The sequence below is a fragment of the Caulobacter sp. S45 genome (genome assembly GCF_903642205.1).
Taxonomy (GTDB): Bacteria; Pseudomonadota; Alphaproteobacteria; order Caulobacterales; family Caulobacteraceae; genus CAHJWH01.
Window position 1 is genome coordinate 1 of the sequence record NZ_CAHJWH010000257.1, and the last position, 2729, is coordinate 2729.

Here is a 2729-nt window from a genome sequence, read left to right on the forward strand (position 1 = left end):
CGCCAAGCCGGAGGTCATCACCTCCATCGGAACCCGCCAATGGGCGCAGGTCAGTATTTAGGACGCCTGGTATTAGAGGTCGCCGCCCTATGATCTGGGTCCCGGCATTCGCCGGGATGAGCGGGGACGAAGGGTGGTCGATCTAGAAGGCCGAGTGCCCCGTGATCGCGCGCCCGAGGATCAGGGCGTGCACATCATGGGCGCCCTCATAGGTGTTCACCGTCTCCAGGTTGATGGCGTGGCGCAGCACGTGCAGCTCGCCGGTGATGCCGGCGCCGCCGTGCATGTCGCGGGCCTCCCGGGCGATGGCCAGCGCCTTGCCGCAATTGTTGCGCTTCATCATGGAGATGGCCTCAGGCACCCAGGCGCCCTCGTCCAGCAAACGGCCGAGCGCAAGCGCGCCCTCGAAGCCCAGCGCGATCTCGGTGGACATGTCGGCCAGCTTCTTCTGCACTAGCTGGCGAGAGGCCAGCGGCCGGCCGAACAGGGTGCGTTCGGCCACGTAACTTCTGGCGGCGTGGAAGCAGTATTCCGCCGAGCCCATGGCGCCCCAGCTGATGCCGTAGCGCGCCTTGTTCAGACACGAGAAGGGCCCGCGCAGGCCCCGCACGCCCGGCAGCAGGTTGGCCTCCGGCACGAACACGTCGGAAAGCCCGATGTCGCCGGTGACGCTGGCCCTGAGGCTCAGCTTGTCGCCGATCTTGGTGGTGGTGAAGCCGTCAAAGCCCCGCTCCACGATGAAGCCGCGGATGTCGCCGTCCAGCTTGGCCCAGACGATCGCCAGGCCCGCCACCGGCGAGTTGGTGATCCAGTACTTGGCCCCGTTCAGCACATAGCCGCCGTCGGCCTTCTTCGCGGTGGTCCGCATGGAGGCGGGGTCGGAGCCGCCCTCCGCCTCCGTCAGCCCGAAGCAGCCGATCAACTCGCCCCGCGCCATCTTGGGCAGGAATCGCTGCTTTTGGTCCTCGGAGCCGAATGCGTAGATCGGGTACATGGCCAGCGAGGACTGCACGCTCATGGCCGAGCGGTAGCCGCTGTCGATCGCCTCGACCTCCCGCGCGATCAGGCCGTAGGCCACGTGGCTGGCGCCCGCGCCGCCGTACTGTTCGGGCAAGGTGGCGCCCAGGAAGCCCAGCGCCCCCATCTCGGTCATGATCTCGCGGTCGAACCGCTCTTCGGAGAAGGCCGATACCACCCGGGGAAGCAGCTTCTCTCGGGCATAGGCGCGCGCCGCCTCGCTGATCATCCGCTCTTCGTCGGTGAGGCGACTGGTCAGATCGAGCGGATCGTCCCAGCGGTACGTCTTGGTCTCGGCGCCGGTGTCCAGGGGCATGGCAATCTTCTCTGACAAACGCAGTTAAGGCTCGCCCGGGACTATAGGCCGACGATGGCGATGTTGGAAGGCGACCGCGGCTCGGCGCGCGTGTTCGGCCAGGGCTTCAGAGCGGGGCGACGGCCCGGAAGGCGGCGGCGAGCTGCTCGGTGCTGAAGGGTTTTTCCAATATGGGGTACGGCCCGCACTCGGCGCACTGCTCAGGGGTCGCGGTGATGAAGATCACCGGCATGGGCCCGATCTCCGACAGGATGACCCGAACCGCCGCCGGGCCGGAGCCCGCGCCCAGCATGACGTCGGAGGTGATCAGGGCCGGCCGCTCTTCCCGCGCGCAGGCCAGGGCCTCGCGCTCGGTGGCGGCGAAGGCGAAGCTGGTCGCGCCTTCACCGCGCAGGGTGTCGCGGATGTCGTAGGCCGCGATCGCGTCATCCTCGATGATCAGCACGTGGCACATGGGCGACCCTCACAATTTATGTTAAGTTGGCGGAGCGAGCACAAGTTCCTCGGCCCGATGATCTGGGGACGGCGTCCGCCGCCTGGCCGGGTCCGGCGCGCGAGAGAAGACACGCCTCGCGCGCGCCAGGATCGTGTCCGGGAATGGCACGTTCCAGCACCATGCCGTTTGCAATCGCGCCTTCCACACGCCCGCCGGCCGCGATGGAGGCGCGCCTGGCGGACGCGGCGGCCGAACTGTGGCGACGCAGCGCCCAATTCGACCAGGACGGCGCTGAGCCGGCGGCGCTCTGCCGGCCGCTGGCCGAGCACGGCCTGTTCATAGACGCCCTGCCCACCGCCTACGGAGGCGGAGGTCTGGACTCTGCGGCCGACCGTCTCGCCCGGACCCTGATGCAGGTCGGCGGCGCGGACCTGTCCGCCGGCCGCATCTTCGAGGGCCACGTGAATGCCGTGAAGCTGGTTTGCCGCTACGGCGACGACGCGCAAAGGCGCGCCCTGGCCGACGACATCCACGCCGGCGCGGTGGGCGGGGTGTGGAACGCCGAAGCGCCGCCCGGGCTGCAGCTTGAGGAGGACCAGGGCGCGGCCGGCCGGCTGCGGGGCCGCAAGACATATGCGTCCGGCCTCGGGTTGGTGTCGCGGCCCGTGGTGACCGCGCGGACCGGGGAGGGCCAGGTGCTGATGCTGGCGCTGCGGCTGGCCCGGACGCCTCCGCACGACCTCTCCGCCTGGACCGTCCAGGGGATGCGCGCCACCGCCACGGGCACGGTGGACTTCACCGGCTGGGAGGTCGGAGCGGCCGACGTGATCGGCGGCCCCGGCGACTACTACCGCGCGCCCCTGTTCAAGGGGGGCGCCTGGCGCTTTGCGGCGGTGCAGACCGGGGCGGTGCTGCGCCTGGTCCAGCTCATGCGCGACGAGCTCCGCGCCCGCGGCCGCG

3 protein-coding genes are annotated in these 2729 nt (G+C 69.8%); 1 reads left to right on the forward strand and 2 read right to left on the reverse strand.

Annotated features, from left to right (window positions below; all coding sequences use genetic code 11):
* Positions 1 to 142: 142 nt before the first annotated feature.
* Both HUV06_RS15750 and HUV06_RS15755 read right to left on the reverse strand, forming a co-directional pair.
* Entirely contained in the window at positions 143 to 1333 is a 1191-nt protein-coding gene (locus tag HUV06_RS15750; protein WP_174302187.1) for an acyl-CoA dehydrogenase, read from the reverse strand.
* Positions 1334 to 1439: 106 nt separating this feature from the next.
* Entirely contained in the window at positions 1440 to 1787 is a 348-nt protein-coding gene (locus tag HUV06_RS15755) for a response regulator (protein WP_174302188.1), read from the reverse strand.
* 161 nt (positions 1788 to 1948) lie between these two features.
* On the opposite strand from HUV06_RS15755, the gene HUV06_RS15760 reads away from it, so the two are divergent.
* Positions 1949 to 2729 (forward strand): acyl-CoA dehydrogenase family protein (locus tag HUV06_RS15760; protein WP_174302189.1); only part of this gene is annotated, 781 nt, incomplete at its 3' end.